Here is a 3,142-nt window from a genome sequence, read left to right on the forward strand (position 1 = left end):
AGCGGGTGGGCCGCCTCTCGTTCGGACGCTCAGTACCCCAGGTCGGGCTGCCGCTTCAGGCCGGCCAGCTGCTCGCCGGCCAGGTAACGCTCCAGGTTGACGCAGAAGTCGGCGTAGAGCCGCTGGAGGTTGCCGGTGCCGCGGAACGACGTGTGCGGGGTGATGGTGGTGTTCGGCAGGTCCCACAGCCGGTGGTCGGCCGGCAGCGGCTCCTCCTCGAACACGTCCAGCACCGCGCCGGCGATCCGGCCGGACCGCATCGCGTCGACCAGGGCGTCCTCCACCACGAGAGCGCCCCGCCCGACGTTCACCAGCACCGCCGACTCCTTCATCGCCGCGAAGTGCTCGGCGTCGAAGAAGTAGCGGTTCTCGGTGGTCAGCGGCATGGCCAGGACCACCGAGTCGGCCTCCGGCAGCACGGCCATGTGCTCGGCGTACGGGATCACCCGGTCGAAGCCCTCGGCCGGAGTGCCGGAGCGGTTCACCCCGATCACGTCGACGCCGAGCGCGCGGGCCCGCCAGGCCACCTCGCCGCCGATGCCGCCGGTGCCGAAGACGAGCATCGTGCTGCCGATGAAGTCCCGGCCGGTGATCCGCACCCACTCCCGGCGCTCCTGCGCCTCCCGGTGCTCCGGGAACGCGCGGAAGCGCATCAGCACCGCGCCGATGGCGTACTCGGCGATCGGCACGTTGTAGGAGTTGGGCGACCGGGTGTAGAGCAGCCCCTCGGCGAGGCGGCGCTGCATCAGCTCGCCGCCCACCCAGTCGAACCCGGCCGCGGTGATCTGCACCCACCGCAGCCGGTCACACTTGGCCAGCAGCTCGTCGAAGGTGTCCTCGTTCATCGCGCTGCGCAGGATCACCTCGGCGTCGAGCCACTCGTCGCGTACCGGCTCACCGTCCGGTACCGGGCTGAACCGGCACTGCGGGAACCGCTCCCGCAGTTGCGGGAGCAGGTCCGACAGGTTGGGGGTGAGCAGGACGTGCGGTCCCGCGACGGCGCCGGTCACGAGGACTCCTGCGCACGCTTCCGGTTGTTGTACGTCACGCCGCCCTTGGCCCAGTTGTCGTACGACACCTCGTAGAGCAGGACGTGGGTGTTCTCGCGCGGCGAGCCGTACTTGACCAGCACGTCGGTCAGGTCGGCGATCATCGCTTCCTTGGTGGCCTGGTCCCGCTTGCCGATCTCGGCACGGATGATTGCCATCTCAGTTCTCCTTGCTCGTGGTCGCGAAGTCCGGGTTGCGCTCGTACTCGGCCTTGACTGCCAGGTACGCGAAGGCGTGCGTGACGCGGGTCTTCAGCACCCCGTCGAACACCTCACGCGCCTTGTCGACGTCACCGTTGTAGTAGTGCCAGTTACCGAGGCCGTACCCCTGGGTGACGGTCTTGAGGCTGTTGCCGTCGCACATCGCCCACAGCTCGTCCGGGCCGATCTCGCCGGTGTAGAGCTTCATCCGGCCCTCGTAGCCGACCAGGTGCGGCTCGTCGACCAGGTCGACAGTGCGGAACCGGTCGAGCACCTCCTCGGCCTCGGCGGTCCGGCCGAGGCGCCGCAGCGCCATGTACTGCCAGTCCTGCGACGCCACCAGGCCCTCCTGGTGCCGGGACGCCTTCTCCGACTCGGCGAAGCTGGGCAGGCAGCCCTCCAGGTCACCGGCGAGGTACTGGGCGACGCCCAGGTGGTACCAGACGGAGGCGTGCAGCGTGGTGTTGTAGCGGCCGAGGATCTCCGGGTTCGCGGCGGCGTCGGTGTCGCTGAGGTGCTGCGGGCGCACGTCCTCGGGCCGGCCGAGGATCAGGCTGACGACGTCCTTCTCCACCTCCGGCTGGTACATCTCGTACTCGTCCTCGACGCCGGCGAGCTGGTCGGCGGCGGCGCGCAGGTCCGCGATCGCGCCGGCGTAGTCACTGATGGAGATCCGCCGGTGGCCGCGGAAACGCAGCAGGCGCGGGCTGTCCGGTTCCAGTTCGAGCGCCTCGGTGAGCAGCGCCACGGACTCCTCGTGCTTGCCCAGGTAGCCCTTCAGCCGGGCGGCGATGACGTAGCGATGGGTCAGGGGTACGGCCGTCATGGATTGCCTTTCGTCGCGGTGCGGCGGAGGGGACGCCGTGGGCCGGCGTCCCCTCCGCGACTCGTCAGCGGTCGAGCCAGAGGTGCCGGTAGAAGCGGTAGGTCGGCGTGGGGTCACCCCGGTAACCCATGACGTCCTTCTGCACGACGTCGAAGTCGGCGTTCAGGAAGGTCATGGCCACCGGGCCCCGCTCGGCCAGGATCTTCTCGGCCTGCTGGTAGAGCTGGGCGCGCTTGTCCTTGTCCAGCTCGGAGCGGGCCTTGACGATCAGGTCCTCGTACTCCGGGTCGGACCAGTTGCCGTAGTTCAGGCCGCCGCCCTTGAGGAAGCTGGCGGTGAACCGCTCGTCCGGGTCGTAGGTCAGGCCGAAGCCGGACTGGTACATGTCGAAGTCCCCGGACTTCGTCTTGGTGTCGGCGATGGTGGACTCGACCGACTCCAGCGTCACCTTGATGCCGATCTTGGCGAGCTGCTGCTGCTCCACCTCCGCCGAGCGCACCTGGAACGCCGAGGTGGCGATCACCATGAGCTTGGCGTCGAAGCCGTTCGGGTAACCCGCCTCGGCCAGCAGCGCCTTGGCCTTCTCGATGTCGGGCTTGCCGTACACCGGCTCCTTCAGCGCGCCGAAGCGGTCCGGCGGCAGGTAGCCGGCGTTGAGCGCGGTGCCGAAGCCGGAGTTGGCGACGTTCAGGATCTCCTGCCGGTCCAGCGCCAGGTAGATGGCCTGCCGGACCTTCACGTTGTCGTACGGCGCCTTCGAGGTGTTCAGCCGCAGGTGCAGCGACAGCGAGCCGGAGCCGCCGTACCACTTGAGCTTCTCGTCGCGCTTGAGCGCGTCGATGAACTCGGGCGCGGGCCGCCACAGGAAGTCGACGGTGCCGCTGCGCACGGCGGCGGCGCGGGCGTTGTCGTCCGGGTTGAACGTGAAGTCCAGCCCGTCCAGGTACGGAACCCCGGACTCCCAGTACTTGTCGTGCTTGTCCAGCTTGATGGCCTGGCCGGTGGTCCGGGCCGCGAGCTTGAACGGCCCGCTGCCGCCGTCGACGCTGCCGTTGAGGTCGCCCTGC

4 protein-coding genes are annotated in these 3,142 nt (G+C 69.2%); all 4 read right to left on the bottom strand.

Annotated features, from left to right (window positions below):
• Positions 1 to 29: 29 nt before the first annotated feature.
• Positions 30 to 1,010 carry a D-2-hydroxyacid dehydrogenase gene (locus tag KBX39_RS34140; RefSeq protein WP_104115290.1) on the bottom strand — a complete coding sequence of 327 codons (981 nt, stop codon included), beginning with the start codon at positions 1,008 to 1,010 and terminating at the stop codon, positions 30 to 32.
• On the bottom strand, positions 1,007 to 1,207 hold the full coding sequence (locus KBX39_RS27330) for a tautomerase family protein (protein WP_018786431.1): 201 nt from the start codon (positions 1,205 to 1,207) through the stop codon (positions 1,007 to 1,009). Before KBX39_RS27330 ends, KBX39_RS34140 begins: the two co-directional genes overlap by 4 nt.
• Before the next feature lies 1 nt (position 1,208).
• The gene (locus KBX39_RS27335; protein WP_043325191.1) at positions 1,209 to 2,075 is read right to left on the bottom strand and encodes a tetratricopeptide repeat protein; all 867 of its coding nucleotides are present in this window, start codon (positions 2,073 to 2,075) and stop codon (positions 1,209 to 1,211) included.
• Positions 2,076 to 2,139: 64 nt separating this feature from the next.
• The coding region (locus KBX39_RS27340; protein WP_210873234.1) for an ABC transporter substrate-binding protein at positions 2,140 to 3,142 on the bottom strand (1,003 nt) is incomplete at its 5' end.

Origin of the sequence: Micromonospora sp. D75, from assembly GCF_018070405.1 — a bacterium.
GTDB lineage: Bacteria > Actinomycetota > Actinomycetes > Mycobacteriales > Micromonosporaceae > Micromonospora > Micromonospora chalcea.

Coding starts and splice junctions, on each gene's coding strand:
- KBX39_RS27330 (WP_018786431.1), bottom strand. CDS start 1,207: ATGGCAATCATCCGTGCCGAGATCGGCAAGCGGGACCAGGCCACCAAG.
- KBX39_RS27335 (WP_043325191.1), bottom strand. CDS start 2,075: ATGACGGCCGTACCCCTGACCCATCGCTACGTCATCGCCGCCCGGCTG.